This is a genomic window from Cryobacterium sp. BB736 (genome assembly GCF_014980265.1).
Lineage (GTDB): Bacteria > Actinomycetota > Actinomycetes > Actinomycetales > Microbacteriaceae > Terrimesophilobacter.
The window spans coordinates 1,000,679-1,019,976 of the sequence record NZ_JABXWQ010000001.1; the positions used below are offsets into that span (position 1 = coordinate 1,000,679).

General features: G+C 67.9%; 16 protein-coding genes. 9 read left to right on the top strand and 7 right to left on the bottom strand.

The genetic code is table 11. The features are described from left to right. Window positions 1–39: 39 nt before the first annotated feature. The gene (locus tag IRG63_RS04875; RefSeq protein ID WP_193509366.1) at window positions 40–966 is read right to left on the bottom strand and encodes a Ppx/GppA phosphatase family protein; all 927 of its coding nucleotides are present in this window, start codon (window positions 964–966) and stop codon (window positions 40–42) included. A 125-nt stretch (window positions 967–1,091) separates the two neighbouring features. Here IRG63_RS04875 and IRG63_RS04880 point away from each other — a divergent pair, with 125 nt between their 5' ends. Continuing rightward, window positions 1,092–1,574 (top strand): SRPBCC domain-containing protein, encoded by a 483-nt coding sequence (locus IRG63_RS04880; protein WP_168626079.1) that lies wholly within the window; start codon window positions 1,092–1,094, stop codon window positions 1,572–1,574. Window positions 1,575–1,665: 91 nt separating this feature from the next. Here the strand turns inward: IRG63_RS04880 and IRG63_RS04885 are convergent, their stop codons facing one another. Beyond that, window positions 1,666–2,865 (bottom strand): serine hydrolase, encoded by a 1,200-nt coding sequence (locus IRG63_RS04885; RefSeq protein WP_193509367.1) that lies wholly within the window; start codon window positions 2,863–2,865, stop codon window positions 1,666–1,668. A gap of 159 nt (window positions 2,866–3,024) precedes the next feature. Between IRG63_RS04885 and kynA the strand changes: the two genes are divergently transcribed. From kynA to IRG63_RS04905, 4 genes are read left to right on the top strand one after another with little or no spacing between them, the layout of a single operon-like run. After that, window positions 3,025–3,891, top strand: coding sequence for a tryptophan 2,3-dioxygenase (gene kynA / locus IRG63_RS04890; protein ID WP_168626081.1), 867 nt, complete (start codon window positions 3,025–3,027; stop codon window positions 3,889–3,891). After that, window positions 3,884–4,960, top strand: coding sequence for an amidohydrolase family protein (locus IRG63_RS04895; protein ID WP_193509368.1), 1,077 nt, complete (start codon window positions 3,884–3,886; stop codon window positions 4,958–4,960). The genes kynA and IRG63_RS04895 overlap by 8 nt, the downstream gene beginning before the upstream one ends. Beyond that, entirely contained in the window at window positions 4,957–6,162 is a 1,206-nt protein-coding gene (locus tag IRG63_RS04900; RefSeq protein WP_193509369.1) for a kynureninase, read from the top strand. The genes IRG63_RS04895 and IRG63_RS04900 overlap by 4 nt, the downstream gene beginning before the upstream one ends. Then, window positions 6,159–6,971 carry a PaaX family transcriptional regulator C-terminal domain-containing protein gene (locus IRG63_RS04905; RefSeq protein WP_193509371.1) on the top strand — a complete coding sequence of 271 codons (813 nt, stop codon included), beginning with the start codon at window positions 6,159–6,161 and terminating at the stop codon, window positions 6,969–6,971. Before IRG63_RS04900 ends, IRG63_RS04905 begins: the two co-directional genes overlap by 4 nt. A gap of 74 nt (window positions 6,972–7,045) precedes the next feature. Here the strand turns inward: IRG63_RS04905 and IRG63_RS04910 are convergent, their stop codons facing one another. From IRG63_RS04910 to IRG63_RS04925, 4 genes are read right to left on the bottom strand one after another with little or no spacing between them, the layout of a single operon-like run. Next, the gene (locus tag IRG63_RS04910) at window positions 7,046–8,368 is read right to left on the bottom strand and encodes an MFS transporter (protein WP_193509372.1); all 1,323 of its coding nucleotides are present in this window, start codon (window positions 8,366–8,368) and stop codon (window positions 7,046–7,048) included. A 26-nt stretch (window positions 8,369–8,394) separates the two neighbouring features. Beyond that, window positions 8,395–9,141, bottom strand: coding sequence for an HpcH/HpaI aldolase/citrate lyase family protein (locus IRG63_RS04915; protein ID WP_227411727.1), 747 nt, complete (start codon window positions 9,139–9,141; stop codon window positions 8,395–8,397). Between the two features lie 38 nt (window positions 9,142–9,179). Next, a complete protein-coding gene (dmpG, locus tag IRG63_RS04920; protein WP_193509373.1) occupies window positions 9,180–10,208 on the bottom strand; it encodes a 4-hydroxy-2-oxovalerate aldolase in 1,029 nt (342 codons plus the stop codon). Between the two features lie 2 nt (window positions 10,209–10,210). After that, window positions 10,211–11,152, bottom strand: a complete 942-nt coding sequence (locus IRG63_RS04925; RefSeq protein ID WP_193509374.1) for an acetaldehyde dehydrogenase (acetylating) — start codon at window positions 11,150–11,152, stop codon at window positions 10,211–10,213. Between the two features lie 145 nt (window positions 11,153–11,297). Between IRG63_RS04925 and IRG63_RS04930 the strand changes: the two genes are divergently transcribed. Continuing rightward, complete coding sequence (locus IRG63_RS04930) at window positions 11,298–12,074, top strand: IclR family transcriptional regulator (protein ID WP_168626089.1); 777 nt, start codon at window positions 11,298–11,300, stop codon at window positions 12,072–12,074. On the opposite strand, the gene IRG63_RS04935 is transcribed toward IRG63_RS04930, so the two are convergent. Then, window positions 12,071–12,952, bottom strand: coding sequence for a DMT family transporter (locus tag IRG63_RS04935; protein ID WP_193509375.1), 882 nt, complete (start codon window positions 12,950–12,952; stop codon window positions 12,071–12,073). The genes IRG63_RS04930 and IRG63_RS04935 overlap by 4 nt on opposite strands. A gap of 243 nt (window positions 12,953–13,195) precedes the next feature. Here IRG63_RS04935 and IRG63_RS04940 point away from each other — a divergent pair, with 243 nt between their 5' ends. The 3 genes from IRG63_RS04940 to IRG63_RS04950 all read left to right on the top strand — a co-directional run bounded on the left by IRG63_RS04940 (window position 13,196) and on the right by IRG63_RS04950 (window position 18,901). After that, window positions 13,196–15,307, top strand: coding sequence for an acyl-CoA dehydrogenase (locus IRG63_RS04940; RefSeq protein WP_193509376.1), 2,112 nt, complete (start codon window positions 13,196–13,198; stop codon window positions 15,305–15,307). Between the two features lie 56 nt (window positions 15,308–15,363). After that, window positions 15,364–17,271 carry a prolyl oligopeptidase family serine peptidase gene (locus IRG63_RS04945; protein WP_193509377.1) on the top strand — a complete coding sequence of 636 codons (1,908 nt, stop codon included), beginning with the start codon at window positions 15,364–15,366 and terminating at the stop codon, window positions 17,269–17,271. Window positions 17,272–17,398: 127 nt separating this feature from the next. Then, on the top strand, window positions 17,399–18,901 hold the full coding sequence (locus tag IRG63_RS04950) for an Ig domain-containing protein (RefSeq protein WP_193509378.1): 1,503 nt from the start codon (window positions 17,399–17,401) through the stop codon (window positions 18,899–18,901). Window positions 18,902–19,298 lie beyond the last annotated feature (397 nt).

Sequence of the window (19,298 nt, forward strand, 5' to 3'; positions counted from 1 at the left end):
TTGTCGGCCGGGTAGCCCCCCGGGTTGCCCGGCCGGCGTTCAGTCGGCGAGCGAGAGTGCTGTGCCGTCGAGGATGTCGTGCTCGCTTGTGACCACGGTGTCGATTCCGGATGCGTCGCGCACGCGTCCGACGATGACCGACCAGACCAGGGCGCCGGATGCGATCACATCGACACGACCCGGGTGCATATAGGGGAGCGCTGCTCGCTGCTCACGCGGCATCGACGCGAGGTCGGCGCAGGCCTCGAGCACCCTCTCGACCGACAGCCGAGTCCCGTTGATGACCTCCGGCTGATACCTCGGCAGCTGGAGGGCGTGCGCAGTGACCGTCGTCACCGTGCCGGCAACCCCGACGAGTTCGCTCGCGCGGCTGAGGTCGACGACCGCTGCTGCCTCGTCGAGCGCCGCGTTCACGTCTGCCCGTACGGCCGCACGCTGCGCCTGGGTGGGCGGGTCGAAGTGCAGGTGTCGCTCAGTGAGTCGCACGCAGCCGACGTCCATCGAGAAGGACGACATCGGCGTCCCATCGCCGAGCACGAGCTCGGTCGAGCCACCGCCAAGATCGACGACTAGGCGCTCGGTCTCAGCATCGGAACCAAGAACGCTCACGGCGCCGCGGAACGACAGCGCCGCCTCCTCCCCGCCGCTGATCACCTCGGGCGTGACGCCCAGGATGTCGCGCACGCCGTTCAGGAACTCGTCCCGGTTGGCGGCGTCGCGCGTTGCGGAGGTGGCGACGAACCGCATCCTCTCGACACCGTGTTCACGGCACAGGTCGGCGTAGCGCTGGGTGGTCTCTAGCGTGCGGGCCAGTGCGTCGTCGGCGAAGCGCCCGGTGCGGTCCACTCCCTGACCGAGACGCACCAATTCGAGGGTGCGCACGACGTCGGTCAGGGCACCGTCCTGTGCGTCCGCGATCAGCAGGCGCAGCGAGTTGGTTCCGCAATCGAACGCGGCGACGCGCATCTTCGCTCCTTTCGGCAAGGAGCCAGCCTACGCCTGCGAAATGTCTGTCAGGTTCCGCGCGGACCTTGAACCACCACCGAACAGTTGTAGGTTGGCGACGAGCAGACCAACTCGAAGGACTGAACATGCCTGTCACCGATGTCAAGCAAGACCTGGACGCCCGTACCCTCACCATCACCGCCGAGTTCGCCGCACCAGTCGAGCGGGTCTGGCAGGTCTACGCAGATCCGCGCCAGCTCGAGAAGGTCTGGGGACCGCCGACTTTCCCGGCGACGGTCGTCGAACACGATCTGACTCCCGGCGGTCGCGTCACCTACTTCATGACCGGGCCGGAGGGGGAGAAGTTCGGCGGGTACTGGAAGGTCACAGCGGTGGACGAGCCGCGTTCCTTCGCGTTCGAGGACGGCTTCGCCGACGAGGACCTCAACCCCGATCCCGAGCAGCCGGTCGCGACGAGCGTCTACACATTCACCGAGCGCGACGGTCGAACGCACGCCACCTATGTGTCTACCTACGAAACGGTGGAGGGACTGCAGACCGTGCTCGACATGGGAGTGGTCGAGGGTTCAACCGACGCCATCAACCAAATCGACGAGTTCGTGGCCTGATCGGCACCCGCTGATTGAGGGACTCGCGAAGCGAATCGTCTCGAAACCAGCCGGTTGTGGTGGTTTCGAGACGATCGGCTGCGCCGATCCCTCAACCACCGGAGCCGAACAGCTGGCGTTCGATCCGATCGACGGTCCACGGGACCGCGTCCGGCTCGACCTGTGCGGCGATGAGCGCCCCGACCAGCTCGATGAACCAGCCGGACGCATCCGAATTGTTGAGCATGACGACGATGGTCGTGTCGGTCTCCGGGTTGTGCAGCATCTGCGTCACAAAGCCGGGCATGTCCCCGCCGTGCCCGCGGTACGGGCCGTATTCCTGCACGCCGAGTCCATATGCGGTCTCATAGGACTTGCCCACTCCCGTCGCACGCGTGTCCCATTGCGCTGCGAATGACTCGTCGCTGAGCAGTTCGCCGGTGGCGACCGCTTCGACCCAGGTGCCGAGATCCTCGATCGTCGACACGACCCCGCCGGACTCGTAGGCGATGCTCGCGGAGAGCTCGGTCACGTCGTCGGCGCTGTTCGGTATCGGCTTGAGGGAGTCGTCGAACGCCGCCATGTAGCCGTGCGAGAAAGGCTCCGGCAGCCGAGTTTCGGATGCGGCAGGGTAGCTCGTGCCGGTAAGGCCGAGCGGTCGGTTGATGCCCTCTTCGTACAACTCTGCCCACGGAGTGTCCGTGATCGCCTCAATCGCGAGACCAAGCAGCACGTACCCGCCGTTGGTATAGGAGAAGCGCTGGCCGGGCTCGCCGACGCGCGGTGCCGACAGTGTCGCCTCGATGAGTTCCGAGCGCTCCAGCGGAGCGCTCATGTCGCCCAAGATGGTCGAGAAAAGCGCCTCACGGTAGTCGCCGACCCCGGAGGTGTGCTGGCACAGGTTGCGGAAGGTGATGCCGCTCAGGTCGTACCGTTCATCGAACGAGCGCAACTCCTCGCTGCGATCGACGTACTCGATGAGCTCGTCGTCGAGCTCGATAACCCCTGCATCCACCTGCTGCAGCATGACGGTGCAGGTCATCGACTTCGTGTTCGAGGCGATCCTGAAATGCATGTCGGTGGTGAGTTCTGTCCCGTCGAGGTCGGCGTCGCCCGCTGCGAGGGTGAACTCTTCATCACCATGACGCACGAGCACCAGCCCACCGGGTGCCCCGGATTCCTCGACGACCCGCAGCAGGGTGTCGAGCACTGTGGCTTCGAGCGGCGAAGTCGCCGGTGCGGCATGGGCCACACAGCCGGTGGCCGCAAGGGATGCGGCCAAGGCGGCGGCGGCGAGCGGGAAACGTCTCATGGTGGCTCCTCATAGGTTCGCCCCCACGGTATGCGGCCGGCCCGTCCCGCCGTCACGGGCACCGGTCACTCGTGCAGGGCGCCTGTCCCGACCGGGGCAGGACAGAGAGCAGTCTCACAATCATGGCGGTCGTCACGAAAGCGCAATATGCTGTGCGGCATGACGGATGCGCGAGGCGGCGAACGTGAGATCGAGCAGGAGATCGTCACCGATTTCCGCGATCGGATGAGCTACGGCTCCTACCTGCAGCTCGATCGGCTGCTGTCGGCGCAGGTGCCGGTGAGCAGCCCGGAGCACCACGACGAGCTGCTGTTCATCATCCAGCACCAGACGACGGAGCTCTGGCTGAAGCTCGTGCTGCACGAGCTGATCACCGCCCGCGACTCCATCGCCCGCGACGACCTGCAACCGGCGCTGAAGAACGTCGCGCGCGTCAAGCACATCCAACGCACCCTCACCGAGCAGTGGTCGGTGCTGGCCACCCTCACACCGACCGAGTACGCGCAGTTCCGCGGAGTGCTCGGCAACGCATCCGGATTCCAGTCTTACCAGTACCGTGCGGTCGAGTTTCTGCTCGGCAACAAGAACGCAGGCATGCTGCGCGTCTTCGAGTCGCACCCGGAGGCGCACGCGCTGCTGTCCGAACTGCTGGCGAGCCCCAGCGTCTACGACGAGTTCCTGCGCTACCTCGCGCGTCGAGGCTTCGAGGTGCCGAGCAGCGTGCTCGAGCGTGATGTCACGCAGGGGTACTCATTCACGCCGGAGTTGGTCGCCACCTTCCGCACCATCTATGAGAACCCGGATGAGCACTGGCTCGAGTACGAGACCTGCGAAGAGTTCGTCGATCTGGAGGACAACTTCCAGCAGTGGCGGTTCCGGCACCTGAAGACCGTGCTGAGGATCATCGGCACCAAGCGCGGCACCGGCGGATCAAGCGGTGTCGGCTTCCTGGAGAAGGCACTCGACCTGACGTTCTTCCCCGAGCTGTTTGCGGTTCGGACGGAGATCGGGGCAACCGGTGGTTGAGGGATCAGCCGAAGGCCGATCGTCTCGAAACCACATCGCGGAGGCTGGTTTCGAGACGATCGCTTCGCAATCCCGGGGCCAGCGGCAGCGGGTTGTATTCCGGGTCGACGAATGCTGGGCGGGCGAGTGGCTCGGACCGACCGTGCTCGAGGTTGATGACCGCGGCATCCGCCGCTCGGCAGCCACGCCGACCGCTCACCTGCCGGGCACCGTGCTCCCCGGCCTGCGCGACGCGCACGTGCACCTCGGTCTCATCGACCCGACCGCCCTCCTCGCAGCCGGGATCGGCGCGGTCGACGATTGCGGTTGGGATCCGGATGCCGCGCGCACCTGGGCAGCGGACCAACACCTCCCCGAGGTCCGGTTCGCGGGCGCATTCCTCACCGCGCCCGGCGGCTACCCATCCGACCGTGACTGGGCGCCAACGGCATCCGTGCTCGAGGTGGCAGGCACCGACGACGCCGGCGCTGCGGTGCAGCGGCAGCTCGACGCCGGCGCGAGCTTCATCAAGGTCACGCTCAACGCGGCGGCCGGTCCGGTGCTGGATGACGCCAAGCTCTGCGCGATCGTCGGAGAAGCCCACTCCCGCGGCCTCGGCGTGACCGCGCATGTCGAGGGGGCTGGGCAGGCCGAGCGGGCCTTCAGGGCGGGCGTCGACCGATTCGCGCACGCGCCGTTCACCGAGCGCCTGAGTGACGACCTGCTGTCGGCGATGGCCGACAACGTGAGCTGGGTGAGCACACTCGACATCCACGGCTGGGGCGAGCCGACCACCGCCTTCGACATCGCGAGCGACAACGTCCGCCACTTCCGGGACCTCGGCGGCCGGGTCGTCTACGGCACGGATCTCGGCAACGGACCGCTGCCGGTCGGCATCAACCACCGCGAGCTGAGCGCGCTGACCGAAGCCGGGTTCGGCGGCGACCAACTCGTGGCCGCCATCGCGCCCGCGCGCTTCGGCCGCATCCTGTCCCACCTCGCCGACGACCGGCATGCGGACACCGCGGCCTGGCTCGCCGGCGCATCCGCCATCACCCCCGACCAACTCCTGGAGCGACTCGCGCAATGACCACCGCAGCACAACTCGACAGCACCGACCCGCTCGCCGGCTACCGCGAGAGGTTCGTCACCGACGGCGAGGTGATCGCCTATCTGGACGGCAACTCGCTCGGGCGGCCGACCCGGGCAAGCGTGCAGCGACTCACCGAGTTCGCCGAGAAGCACTGGGGCGGACGGCTGATCCGCGGCTGGGATGAGCAGTGGTACGACCTGCCGCTGACCATCGGCGACCGCATCGGCAAGGTCGTGCTCGGCGCGGCGCCCGGTCAGGTGTTCGTCGGCGACTCCACCACGGTGATCCTCTACAAGCTCATCCGCGCCGCGCTGGCCGCGCGACCAGGCCGTGACGAGATCGTCGTCGATACCGACAACTTCCCGACCGACCGCTTCGTGGCTTCCGGAATCGCCGCCGAGTGCGGTGCGACGCTGCGTTGGGTGTCGTCGGCGCCGGATGGCGGGGTGACGCCCGACCAGGTCGCCGCGCTCGTCGGCGACCGCACCGCCCTCGTCGTCCTCTCCCACATCGCCTACCGCTCTGGCTATCTCGCCGATGCCCGGGAGATCACCCGCATCGCCCACGACGCCGGCGCGCTCGTGCTGTGGGACCTGTGCCACTCGGTCGGAGTCGTGCCCACCGAGCTCGACGCATGGGGAGTGGACCTCGCCGCAGGATGCACCTACAAGTACCTGAACGGCGGACCCGGCTCGCCCGCGTTCGGCTACGTGCGCGCCGAGCACCAGGACAGCATGCGGCAGCCGATCCAGGGTTGGATGGGCAGCGCCAACCCGTTCGAGATGGGACCGGATTACGCGCCGCACGCGGGCATCCGGCGCTTCATCAGCGGCACACCGTCGGTGGTCGGCATGCTTGCGATGCAGGACATGCTCGACCTCATCGACGCCGCCGGCATGGATGCCATCCGGGCGAAGTCCGTGTCGCTCACGGAGTTCGCGATCGACCTTGCCGACGAGCTGCTGGTCCCGCGCGGTGCCGCGCTGTCGTCGCCGCGCGACCCGGAGCGTCGGGGCAGCCACGTGACCGTCGACCACCCGGCGTTCAGCGACGTCGTCGGGCGGCTGTGGGAGCGCGGCGTGATCCCGGACTTCCGTCGTCCGCACGGGTTGCGGCTGGGCCTCTCGCCGCTGACGACGAGTTTCGCCGAGGTGCAGGTAGGTGTGGAAGCCATCGCCGAGGAGCTCGACGCGGCGTGATTCTGGACGACTTCGATTCGCGCGCCGGCAGTGCGACGTCGCTGCTGCGCACCATCGTCGGCGCGTTCCTGCGCGAGTTGGGCGGCAGCATCCGGGCGTCCGACCTGGTGCGCTTGCTTGACGCCGCCGGTGTCGCCGGCCCTGCCGCGCGCACCGCGATCTCGAGGGTCAAGGAGAAGGGTCTGCTGCTGGCCGATGGCGGCGCGGCGCCCGGCTACCGGTTGAATCCGGATGCCGTCCCGATGCTCGAACGCGGCGACCGCCGCATCTTCAACTACCGCCAGCAGGGCGAACGCGACCCCTGGTGCCTGGTGTCCTACAGCGTGCCCGAGTCGCGTCGGGCCGCCCGGCATCAACTGCGGCGACGTCTCGGCTGGATCGGCTGCGGCACCGTCGCCGACGGGTTGTGGATCGCGCCGGGATTCCTTGCCGACGAGGTGCGTTTGATCCTCACAGATCTCGACCTGCAGGACGCGGCCACCCTGTTCACGGCCGAGCGACCGGACGGGCTCGGACGTCACGCGCTTGGGTGGTGGGATCTCGACCGCCTCGCCGGGTTACACCGCGTCTTCCTCGACGCGACAGCTCACGACGGCTCGGCCGCCGACGAACGCGAGGCATTCGCGCGCTGGACGCACGCGCTCGACCGCTGGCGCATCATCCCGTACCTCGACCCTGGGCTGCCGGCGAGCGTGCTGCCAGTCGATTGGCCCGGGCATCAGTCGGTCGAGCGGTTCCGCGAACTCTCAGCCGCGCTCGCACCGAAGGCGCACGCGTTCGCCCGCCGCCCCGCATCGAGTCGGGAGTAGTTGCCCAAATGGCTCACACCAAAAGGGCAACTACTCCCGACTCAATGGGGTTTGGGGTGCTCGAGCGGGTGGGGTCAGTCGAGTTCCTGACCGCTGCGGTCCTTGGCGAACAGCACGGCCACGATCGAGATGATCGCGCACACACCGATAAGGATGCCGATGCCGCCGTAGTTGTTCGCGCCGGCCACGATCGCGGTCGCGATGAGCGGCACCGGCCCGCCCGCGATCGCGGCGCCGACCTGGTAGCCGAGGGAGGCGCCGGTGTAGCGCACGTCGGCCGGGAACGCCTCGGCGAAGAAGGTGCCGAGGATGGAGCCGTAGCTCGCCCAAATGATTGAGAAGCCGATCACGAGCGCAGCCAACAGAGCGCCGAAGCTCATCTGGTTCATCATCCACAGGAACGGGACGGTGTACAGCGCTACCGCGATAGCGCCGCCGATGAAGACCTTCTTGCGCCCGATCTTGTCGGAGATCGCGCCCCAGCCGAGCATCGCCGGGATGGCGAGCACCGCGGCGATGAGCACCGCGTTGAGCGCCTCGGTCTGCGTGTAGCCGAGGGTGACCGCGTAGCCGACCGAGAACGTTGCGAACAGGAAGAACGTTGCCGTCTCGATGAACTTCGCGAGGATCACCATGATGACCTGGCGCCAGTTGCGCTTCAAAGTCAGCAGCAGCGGGACCTTAGCAGTGGCGTTCGCGGCAACGACCTTCTTGAACGACGGTGTCTCGTCGACCGTGTGACGAATCCACAGCCCGACGGCGACCAGGACGATCGAGATGATGAACGGGATGCGCCACCCGATGGACATGAATGCGTCCTCGGGGAAGATCGCAAGGCTCGCGGTCGCCGCGAGGTTTCCGAGCGCGAGACCCAGCAGTGCACCGGTCTGCGGAACGGCGCCCCACAGGCCGCGCCGCTTCCGGGGGGAATACTCGACGGCCATCAGCAGCCCGCCGCCCCATTCGCCGCCGAGCGCGAGACCCTGCACGAGACGCAGGAAGGTCAGCAGGATGGGCGCCCAGACACCGATCGTGTCGTAGGTCGGCAGCAGACCGATGAGCACGGTCGCAACACCCATCATCGTGAGGGTGATGACCAGGGTCTTCTTGCGCCCGATCCGGTCGCCAAGGTGGCTGAAGACGATGCCGCCGATCGGCCGGATGAGGAACGACAGCGCGAACGCGGCGAGCGCGAGCATGGTGCTCAGCGTCGCGTCGTCGGTGCGGAAGAACAGCGGCCCGAAGACGAGTGTCGACATGGTTCCGTAGAGGAAGAAGTCGTACCACTCGACCGCGCTTCCGACGGCGCTTCCCGCGAGGGCGCGGCGGCGCTCGGAGGGGCTTACCAGCGTGGACTTGTCCACCGCCTTGTGGTCCTGTTCTTCGATGGTCGTCATTCTGATGCCTTTCTTTGGTGACTGCCTCAGCGCAGCTGCGTTGGGAAGTGGGGTGACGCCGCCGACGCCAGGAAGGCGACGTCGGTTGCGATGAGCAGGAAGTCGACACCGAGCTCGTGGTAGCGGCGGGCGTCGTCGACGGATGCGCAGTGGATACCCACCGTGCGACCGGCTGCCAGGGCGGCGCTCATGACGCGCTCGACAGCGGCGCTGTGTTCCGGGCCGCCGGCGTCGACGCCGAGGCTCGAGGCGAGGTCGGCAGGGCCGACCATGATGACGTCGATGCCGTCGACCGCGACGATCTCATCAACCGCCTGCAGTCCGGCGCGCGTCTCCACCATCGCAACGACGAGCAGCGCATCGTTCGCCGTCGACCGGTGGGTCGCGAGGTCAAGCGCGTAGGCGGTGGCCCGTCCGGCGCCGAGCCCACGCTCGCCCACCGGAGGGAAGCGGGTGTAGCGCACGATCTGGGCGGCATCCGCTGCACTCTCCACGCGCGGGACGATGACTCCGGATGCCCCGGTGTCGAGTGCTCGGGACAGGCCGACGTCCGCGCGGGGGAGGCGCAGCACGACGTGGGCGCCAGCGGCCTGACCTGCCCGCACCAGGTGCTCGAGGTCGGCCAGGTCGAGGGCGGCATGCTCGGCATCCGGGACGATGACCTGCACACCGACCCGAGCGAGAACCTCGGTGACGCTCGGGTGACCGATCACCTGGAAGGTGCCGAGCACCGGTCCCGCCTGCAGGAGGGCGCGGAGCGATGCTGTGGCCATCGACGGTGCCGCGGGCTGTGAGCCGTAGGCCGTCATGGTCAGGCGGCGTCCTTGCCTGCGAGGTCGAGAGCGACGTCGACAATGAGGTCCTCCTGGCCGCCGACCAGGCGGCGGCGTCCGACCTCCAGCAGGATCTGGTGGGCTGGCACCCCGTACTTGGCTGCCGCGCGCTCGGCGTGCAGCAGGAAGGACGAGTACACGCCTGCGTAGCCGAGGGTCAGGGTCTCCCGATCCACCTGCACGGGGCGCTCCTGCAGCGGCCGAACGATGTCGTCGGCCGCATCCATCAGAGCGAACAGGTCGGTGCCGTGGTTCCAGCCCATGTTGTCGGCGACGGCGATGAAGACCTCGAGCGGGGCGTTGCCCGCTCCGGCTCCCATCCCGGTGAGGCTCGCGTCGACGCGGTTCGCGCCGGCCTTCACCGCGGCGACGGAGTTGGCGACGCCCAGCGACAGGTTGTGGTGCGCGTGGATGCCGATCTCGGTCTCCGGCTCCAGCACGTCCCGCAACGCGGTCACCCGGTCGGTGACATCGTCCATGGTCTGCGCCCCGGAGGAGTCGACGACGTAGACGCACTGCGCGCCGTAGCCCTCCATGAGCTTCGCCTGCACGGCGAGCTTCGCCGGCGTCGTCATGGCGCTCATCATCAGGAAGCCGGTGGTGTTGAGCCCGAGCTCGCGCGCCGTCGCGATGTGCTGCGCGGAGACATCCGCCTCGGTGGAGTGGGTTGCCACCCGCACATAGCTGACACCCGCGGATGCCGCGCGCTTCAGGTCATCGATGGTGCCGACGCCCGGCAGCAGCAGGGTGGCAATAGAGATGTTGTCCGCCACCTCGGCCGCTGCCTCGATCAGCTCGGTGTCGGAGTGGCGCGCGAAGCCGTAGTTCACGCTCGAGCCGTTCAGGCCGTCGCCGTGTGCGACCTCGACGCTGTCGACGCCGGCGGCATCCAGGGCGGAGACGATGGCCCGCACGTCGTTGACGCGGTACTGGTGGCGCACGGCGTGGCTTCCGTCACGCAGGGTGACGTCGGAGATGTACAGCTTGTCGGTCGTCGGGTCGAACATGCTCAGACCTCCTGCAATTCGAGTGAGCGGGTCGCAATCGTCTCGGCGGTGCGCAGGGCGGCCGAGGTCATGATGTCGAGGTTTCCGGCATACGGCGGAAGGTAGTGGGCGGCTCCCTCGACCTCGAGGAATACGGTCGTCTTAAGGCCGGTGAAGACACCGACGCCCGGCACGTTCTCCGGCGTTGTGATGTCGTCGAACTGCACGCGCTGCTTGAGCCGGTAGCCAGGCACGTACTCCTGAACCTGCGCGACGATCTCGGCGACGGATGTTTCAATCGCCTCCCGGTCGCCGCCGTCGGTGAGCGCGAAGACGGTGTCGCGCATCATGACGGGCGGATCCGCCGGGTTGAGGATGATGATCGCCTTGCTCGACTCCGCCCCGCCGACGCTGCGCAGCGCGGCGGCCGTGGTCTCGGTGAACTCGTCGATGTTGGCGCGGGTGCCCGGTCCGGCCGACTTGCTCGAGATGGACGCGACGATTTCGGCGTAGCGCACCGGCGCGATCCGGGAGATCGCGGCGACCACGGGGATCGTGGCCTGGCCGCCGCACGTGACCATGTTGACGTTCTGCGCTTCGATGTTCTCGCTGAGGTTGACCACAGGGACGCAGTACGGCCCGATGGCCGCGGGCGTCAGGTCGATCAGGCGGATGCCGGGCTTCGCGGCGGTGAGTCGCTCGGCGTTGTACTTGTGTGCACCCGCCGAGGTCGCGTCGAAGACGATGTCGATGTCGGCGAAGACCTCGTGCTCGATCAGACCGTCGACTCCAGTGGGGATCGAGGTGACGCTGAGCCGTGCGGCGCGCGCGAGTCCGTCCGATGCTGGGTCGATGCCGACCATCGCCGTGATCTTCAGGATCCCTGACCCTCGAAGGATCTTGATCATGAGGTCGGTGCCGATGTTTCCTGAACCGATGATTGCCGCATTCACACTGCGTGCCATTAGAGCGTCTCCTCACTCCGGTGTGTCGAGGCGCCGGACATTGTTCGAACCTTCGCACCGCGTTCGATATATAGAACGCGCCTGTTTTCGAGTTGTCAAATTGAAACCATTTGCGTAGGGCGAAAAAGGAGGCTATTTATAGGGCATGCCCAGACTCACGCCCGCGGTGATGCGGACGCTCGACATCCTGGAACTATTCCTCGAAGCCGCAGCCCCATTGACCGCACCCGAAGTCGCACGGCGCACCGGCATCCCGCGCACAACGGTTCACGAGCTGCTCACGACGCTCGTCGCCCGTGAGTACCTCGTGCGCGACGAGCCGGGAACCAGTTACCGGCTGGGTGTGCGCTTCCTGCATCTGGGCAATGCGTACGCGTCCCGCTTCGACCTGCTCTCCGCTGCCAACAGCGTCGCCCGCGAGTTCGCCGAGCAGTCCGGCGAGACCGTCAATGTCGCGGTTCGCGAGGGCGCCAATGTCTTCTACCTGGCGAAGGTGGAGGGGCGCGACAATCTGCGGTTGCCTTCGAGCATCGGACAACGCGTGCCGGCGAACGTGACCGCCCTCGGCAAGGCGCTGCTCTCCGAGCTGGCCGATGACACGCTCGACGCCCTGTTCCCCGACGCACAGCGGCTGCCTGCCCTCACCGAGCGCAGCATCACGACGCTGACCGCCCTGAAGTCGGAGCTGCGAGCGGTCCGCGAGCGCGGCGTCGCCTTCGAGGACCGCGAGTCCGCGCCCGACACGCGCTGTGCAGCCGCGCCGGTCAGGGACTCGGCCGGGGAGATCATCGCCGCGATCAGCGTGTCGGTGCCGGTCGCCCGCTGGGACCAGCAGCCGGAGAGGCACTGGGCTCAGGTGGTCCAGCGCGGTGCCATCCAGCTGTCCGAGCAGCTGGGGTACGTCGTCCGGCCCAGCGCCTAGGCGAGCGCGAGCAGCGCCGCGGCGGCCAGCGCGAGCACCAGCCCGGCGACTTGACCTGCGGTCACCCTCTCCCGAAGCACGATCGCGGCCAGGATGATCGTGCCCGCCGGGTACAGCGCGACCAGCACCGACATGACGCTGAGGTCGCCGGTGCGCAGGCCGAGCAGCATAAGAGCGTTCGCCACCGCGTCGATCAGGCCGGCCCCTGCAGCGATCCACACCCCGCCCCGCCAGCCGCGCTTCAGCATTCCGGTCGGCTCGCTGACGGAGTTGCGACTTCGCACGGCAACCACGGCCAGCACGCCGACGACAGCGAACATGATGGACGCGTTGACCGCCCGGTTCGCGACGAGAGGAACCAGACCAGAGTCATCCGGGGTCAGGTCGATGACGACCAGAAAGACTCCGATCATCAGGCCGGAGCCGAGGGCCATCAGCAGCCCCTTGAGGTTGGGGCGCGCCGCGTTTTCCTCCCGGACGAACCCGACAAGCACCACCGCGACCAGCGCCAGGCCGATGCCGACGTAGCCGAAGAACGGGAGCTGCTCGCCCCGAAGCAGGCCGACGGTGAGCGGAACGAACGCGGACACCAGAGCCGTCAGCGGGGACAGGATGCTCATCGGCCCGATCGCCAGGCAACCGTAGAGGAGCACGATCGCGAGGGCGCCGGCGACGCCGGAGAGCCCACCGAGGAGCACCGCCGACCAGGACCATTCGCCAGGGATGATCAGCAGCCCGACGAGCAGCACCACAAATCCGGCGACGGCCGAAACCGCGGTGACCCGGATGGGGCTGATGCGTTTGGACGCCAGCCCGCCGAAGAAGTCGGCGGCGCCGAAGATGAGGGCGCTGGAGAGACCGAAGACAGCGGTGAGCATTGGATCCTTACGGGAGACGTAGGGCATAAAACTATCGCGTGCCGGAGCGACCCACGCTGTCGTGCGACATCCTACGAAGGCATCAGCATGCTTTTGTAGCTTCCCCCAATCGACGGTGAGTGGCCGGGCTCTGTCAGTTGTAGCCCGAACACTGAACATTTTCGCTGGCGAGCCGGCCGGTCCTAGCGTGACCTCTAGAGACTTGGCTCGCCTCACTGGCGTGCTCAGAACAGGGGTACATCAATGGTTGACACGGTCACGCGTCCCGCAACGCGCACTCCCGCCGGCACCGAGATCGAGGTCGAGGTCGACGGTCACCTCGATCGGGCAGCCGGCACCGAGGCATCCGTCGACGTCGCGAAGTTGAACACGGTGCTGCTCGGCAAGTGGGCAGACGTCCGCAGGCAGGCGCGCGAGGCGATGAAGAACCCGGAGCTGCACCGCATCAACGGGCTCAGCGTCGACGAGCACCGCGAGCGGGTGTTCCAGCAGTTGCGGATCCTGGTCGAGACCGGGCAGGCCAAGCGGGCCTTCCCGAAGTCGGTCGGAGGGCTGGAGGACCACGGCGGCAACCTGGCGGCGTTCGAGGAGACCATCACCGCCGACCCGTCGCTGTCGATCAAGGGCGGCGTGCAATGGGGCCTGTTCGGTGCGGCGATCATGCACCTGGGCACCGAGCAGCACCACGCGAAGTGGCTTCCGGACGTCATCTCGCTGGCCATCCCCGGAGCGTTCGCCATGACCGAGATCGGGCACGGGTCGGATGTCGCGAGCCTGGCCACCACCGCCACCTACGACAAGGAAGCGCGCGAGTTCGTCATCCACACGCCGTTCCGCGCAGCGACGAAGGAATTCCTGGGCAACGCCGCGGTGCACGCGCGCGCTGCCGTGGTCTTTGCGCAGCTGATCACGGAGGGGGTCAGCCGCGGCGTGCACGCCTTCTACGTCCCGGTGCGCGATGAGGCGGGCAACATGCTGCCCGGCGTCACGAGCGAGGACGACGGTGTCAAGGGCGGCCTCAACGGCGTCGACAACGGGCGGTTGGCGTTCGACAACGTGCGCGTCCCGCGCACCCACCTGCTCAACCGGTACGGCGACGTCGCCGAGGACGGCAGCTACAGCTCGCCGATCGAGAGTCCGGGCCGGCGGTTCTTCACCATGCTTGGCACGCTCGTGCAGGGCCGCGTGTCGCTCGCCGGCTCGGCAACGATCGCCGCGCAGCTCGGCCTGACCATCGCGATCACCTACGGCAACCAGCGCCGCCAGTTCAACGCGGGCAGCGACACCGACGAGGAGGTGCTGCTCGACTATCAGCGGCACCAGCGTCGCCTTATCCCGAAGCTGGCCACCGCGTACGCGAACACCTTCGCGCACGAGGAACTGCTTGTGAAGTTCCATGAGGTGTTCAGCGGCTCCGACAGCGACGACGACCGTCAGGATCTGGAGACGCTCGCCGCCGCGATCAAGCCGCTCGCCACCTGGCAGGCGCTGGAGGCGCTTCAGGAGTCACGCGAGGCGTGCGGTGGTGCCGGCTTCATGGCCGAGAACCGCATCGTCGGGCTGCGCAGCGACCTTGACATCTGGGTCACCTTCGAGGGCGACAACAACGTGCTGCTGCAGCTCGTCGCCAAACGGCTGCTCACCGACTTCAGCTCGAAGTTCCGCAAGGCGGGCACCGGTGCGCTCGCCCGCTACGTCGTCGGCCAGGCAGCCGACCGCGCCTACCACGGCAGCGGACTCCGCCGGCTGACCCAGAACATCCGCGACCTCGGCTCGACCGCGCGCAGCGTGCAGGAGCTGCGCGAGACCGAGACCCAGCGGCAGCTGCTCACCGACCGGGTCGAGACCATGGTGGAGGAGCTCGCCGGCCGGCTGCGCGGCGCCTCGAAGCTGTCGAAGGTCGAGGCCGCTGACCTGTTCAACTCGCAGCAGAACGAACTGATCGAGGCGGCGCGTGCGCACGCCGAGCTGCTGCAGTGGGAGGCGTTCACGCTCGGCCTGGAGCAGGTCGAGGACGCAGGCACCAAGCAGGTGCTGTCCTGGCTGCACGACGTGTTCGGTTTGGGCTTGATCGAGCAGCACCTCGACTGGTACCTGATCAATGGGCGGCTGTCCCCGCAGCGGGCGCTCGCGATCACCGCCTATATGAACCGCCTGATCGCGCGGCTGCGTCCGCACGCGCAGGACCTGGTGGACGCGTTCGGATTCGAGCCGGAGCACCTTCGTGCGCCCATCGCATCCGGAGCCGAGGCCAGGCGTCAGGAGGAAGCGCGGGAGTACTACCGCGCCCGGCGGGAGGCAGGCACCGCACCCGTCGAGGAGAAGACGCTCCGGGCGGCCAAGAAGTCCGCCTGACCGCTCCTCCACAACGCGGGGAGAGGCGCATCGGGTTGCCCGTCTAGGGTGGGCGCATGACCACCGCTCCGTTTGGCTCCTGGACCTCTCCGATCACCGCCGCGAGCCTGGTAGCGAGCGGCCATCCGGTGTCCGGCGGGCGCTACGTGGGCGACGACATCTGGTGGCTGGAGGCTCGACCGACGGAGAGCGGCCGGCTGGCGGTGCGCAGGCGCGACGCATCCGGCGATGTCGTCGACGTGCTGCCCGCACCCTGGAACGCCCGCACGCGCGTGCACGAGTACGGGGGCGGCGCGTGGGCGGTGACGGATGCCGGTGCGCTGGTGTTCGCGGAATTCTCGGACCAGCGCCTCTACCGTCTCGACCCGCAGACCGCAGAGCCGGTGCCCCTCACCCCAGCCGGTCAGGGCATGCGCTTCGCCGAGTTGAGCATTCGCGGCGACGAGGTCATTGCGGTGCGGGAGACCCACGCGGACGGCGACCTCGAGCGGGACATCGTCGCGGTGGCGCTGGACGGCAGCGGCATCCGCTCGCTCGTCGGCGGTTCGCGCTTCCTCGCCTACCCGCGTATCTCGCCCGACGGCAAGTGGATCGCGTGGATCGCCTGGGACCACCCGAACATGCCGTGGGAGAGGACCGAGCTGCGGGTCGGGCCGATCGTCGACGGCGTGGTGACGGGGTGGAAGGCGCTCATGGGTGCCGGCGGCGACGAGTCGGTGCTGCAGCCGGAGTGGGCCGACTCGGCAACCGTCCACGCGATCAGCGACCGCAGCGGGTGGTGGAACCTGTACCGCATCACGCGCGACGGTGCCATCGAACGGCTGGACGCCAGCGACGCCGACACCGGTGGCGCGCTGTGGGCGCTCGGCACCAGGTGGCACCTGGCGCTCGGCGACGGCCGGCTCCTCTACACCCGCACGGTCGGCACCGACAGCGTGCGCGTGCTCGAACCGCGCTCCGGCGACACGCGCGACCTCGTGCTGCCGCTCACGACGATCGGCCTGTGTGACGTCAACGGCGACCGCGTCCTGCTCACCGGCGGCAGCGCGACCATCGCCGGCGGGCTCCGCGAGCTGAATGTCAGCACCGGCGAGCTCACCAACATCCGGTTCAGCACCGACGAGCTGCCGGATGCCGCCTACCTGCCTGAGGCGGAGGCGATGACCTTCACCGGTGAGCGAGAGGTGCACGCGATCGTGTACCGACCGCGGAATCCGGACTTCCAGGCGCCGCCGGGTGAGCTGCCGCCGTTTGTGGCTGTCGTGCACGGCGGTCCGACCGGGCACAGCGCCCCGCAGCTCAGCCTCACCTACGCGTTCTTCGCCTCGCGCGGCATCGGCGTGATCGACATCAACTACGGCGGCTCGACCGGATACGGCCGCGAGTACCGGGAACGCCTGAACGGGCAGTGGGGTGTCGTCGACGTCGAGGACACCATCGTCGCCATCACCGGACTGGCGGATGCCGGTATCGCCGACCCGAATCGACTCGCTATCCGGGGTGGCTCGGCGGGCGGCTGGACCGTGCTCGCCGCGCTCGTCCAGTCGGACGTGTTCGCGTGTGGAGTCTCCTATTACGGTGTCGCCGACCTGACGGCGCTCGCAGAAGACACCCACGATTTCGAGGCGCGTTACCTCGACGGTCTCGTCGGAGGGTTGCCGGAGGCCGCCGACGTGTACCGCGCCCGCGCTCCGATCAATCATGTCGACCAGCTGGACTGCCCGGTGTTGTTGCTGCAGGGACTCGACGACCCGGTCGTGCCGCCGAGCCAGTCCGAGGCGTTCCGGGATGCGCTGGTGGGCAAGGGCATCCCGCACGCCTACGTCGGCTACGAGGGGGAATCGCACGGATTCCGCAAGGCGGAGACGATCATCCACTCCACGCAGGCCGAGTTGTCGTTCTACGGACAGGTGATGGGCTTCGAGACGCCGGATGTGCCGCAGCTCGAGCTGTGGCGGCCGTAAGACCGCCCCGTCCACCACCCGCATTGGGGCAATGGCACACGCATTCTGGCGGATGAGATTGCCCGATATACCACTAGTGTGAACTCCGGCGCCCGTACCCGACGAGCGTCATGCCCGGAGGTCCCGCGTGTCCCGAAGCCTTGCCCTACTTCTTTCCGTTTTCATCGCGGTGCCGCTGGCGCTCGGCTCGCCACTGGCGGCGACCGCCGAGGTGCCGGATGCCGGTTCCCCAGTCGCTGATGCGAGTGCAGAGATCCCGGATGCCGACCAAGTCGCAGATGCACCCGAGATCGTGGAGCCACCGACGGGGGATCAGGAGTCCCCCCTCGACGTTCCGGATGCCCGAGCCGAGGGTTCTGATTCGCCTACCCCGGCGCCATCCGCAGCGGTCATGGCAGCAGCCACCCAGTCGTCAACGTTCACCGCAGATGTAGCGGGAAGCTTCACACCCGTTTTCTCTGGCGTTGCGTCGTATGTCGCAGTCGCTGCAGGCTCGTCGCTGCCGCCCGGACTGTCGCTCGATAACAACACCGGCGTTATCTCGGGAACCCCATCGCGCGCTGGTGCTGGCATCACCTCGGTAGTGCTGAACGTGGACGACGCGGACGGCCGCACGTCCACGAACATCGTTGTCGACATCGAGGTTCTCGCCGCGCCCTTCTTCCGCTTCCCCGAGCCGCTGACTCTTCGAGAAGGCGTCCGCTCCGACTTTCTGGTCGTCGTTGAGGCTGGCTGGCCATATGTTGCCGTAATCAGTCTCGATGTCCTTGTGCCCGGCGTGAGCATCGCGTTCGTCAACGGGACGCCAACAGCCATCGAGGTCGGGTTCAGCGGAACGCCAGAGGCGGGTGCAGCAGGCGATTACGTGATGTCCTGGTCAGCCAGCAACAACGCCGACCTCCACGCAAATGCGCAAATGGTCGTGAACGTTCTGCCCCCATTTGTCGCCCCGCAACTGACCGGCGACAGCGCCATCGACCTCCTCGAGGGAGAGCCCGCTGCATACGTGCCCTCCCTGACCCAGGGCGACCCGAACGATGCAACAGTGTCGATCGCCTCCGGCACCCTTCCGGCGGGCCTCTCGCTCGACCCCGCAACCGGGGCAATCTCCGGAACGCCCGAGATGGGTTCCGCCGGAACCTATGACGTCACGCTCGTCGCGCGTGGTTCTGACGGGCCACCGTCGCTGCCGCTCCCCGTGCGGATCACCGTCACCGCGCAAGCCCCGTTCGTGCTGGAGTCGTCCTCCGGCACCCTGACCGGCGGCGAGTTCGTCGTGTCCGGCGGCGGCCTCATACCGGGCAGCACCGTCGCCATCGAACTGCACTCGACACCCGTGCTGCTCGGCACCGTGACAGCGGATGCCTCGGGCACGTTCTCGCTGCGAGTGCCGGCCCTTCCGGCGGGCATCGCCTTTGGAGCTCACCGGATAGTTGCAACTGCAACGTCCCCCGGAGGCGTCGTGCGCGTCGCCGAACTCGCTGTCACAGTGCCCCGCCCCGTGACCGCGGTGCAGCCGACCGCTCTTCCCGCCACCGGCGCCGATTCGGCCGGGCCGCTCGCCGCCGCGACCCTCTTGCTTGTGACAGGTGGAGTGATGATGATGCACCGTCGCCGTTCCGCCGCCTAGGCGGCGGTGTGGCGGCCGCAAGAACGCCCGGTCCACCACCCACATTGGGGAATTTCGCACGGCCATGTCGGCTGATTAGCCTGTGAGCAACCCGCTTACCCTTCCCATCCGCCTGCCCGAAAGGCGCTCCTCCGTGCAGCCACGCCTGCGTCGCTTTGCCCCAACCGCCGCGCTTCTTGCGACGGCATCACTCGCCCACATCGCGACGCTCGCCCGCGCGTCCGAGGTCGCTCGCGATCCCCATCCCTCGACGATGCTGCCGCTTGTTATCGGTGCGGGCGCTACGGCGGGCGCATCGATAACAAACCGGGGCAGCGTCGGTCGGCCGAGACACGAGGAAGCCGTCTTGCACCCCCGACTGGGGATATAGACGGCGCAGCCAGTCGCACTAGGGTTG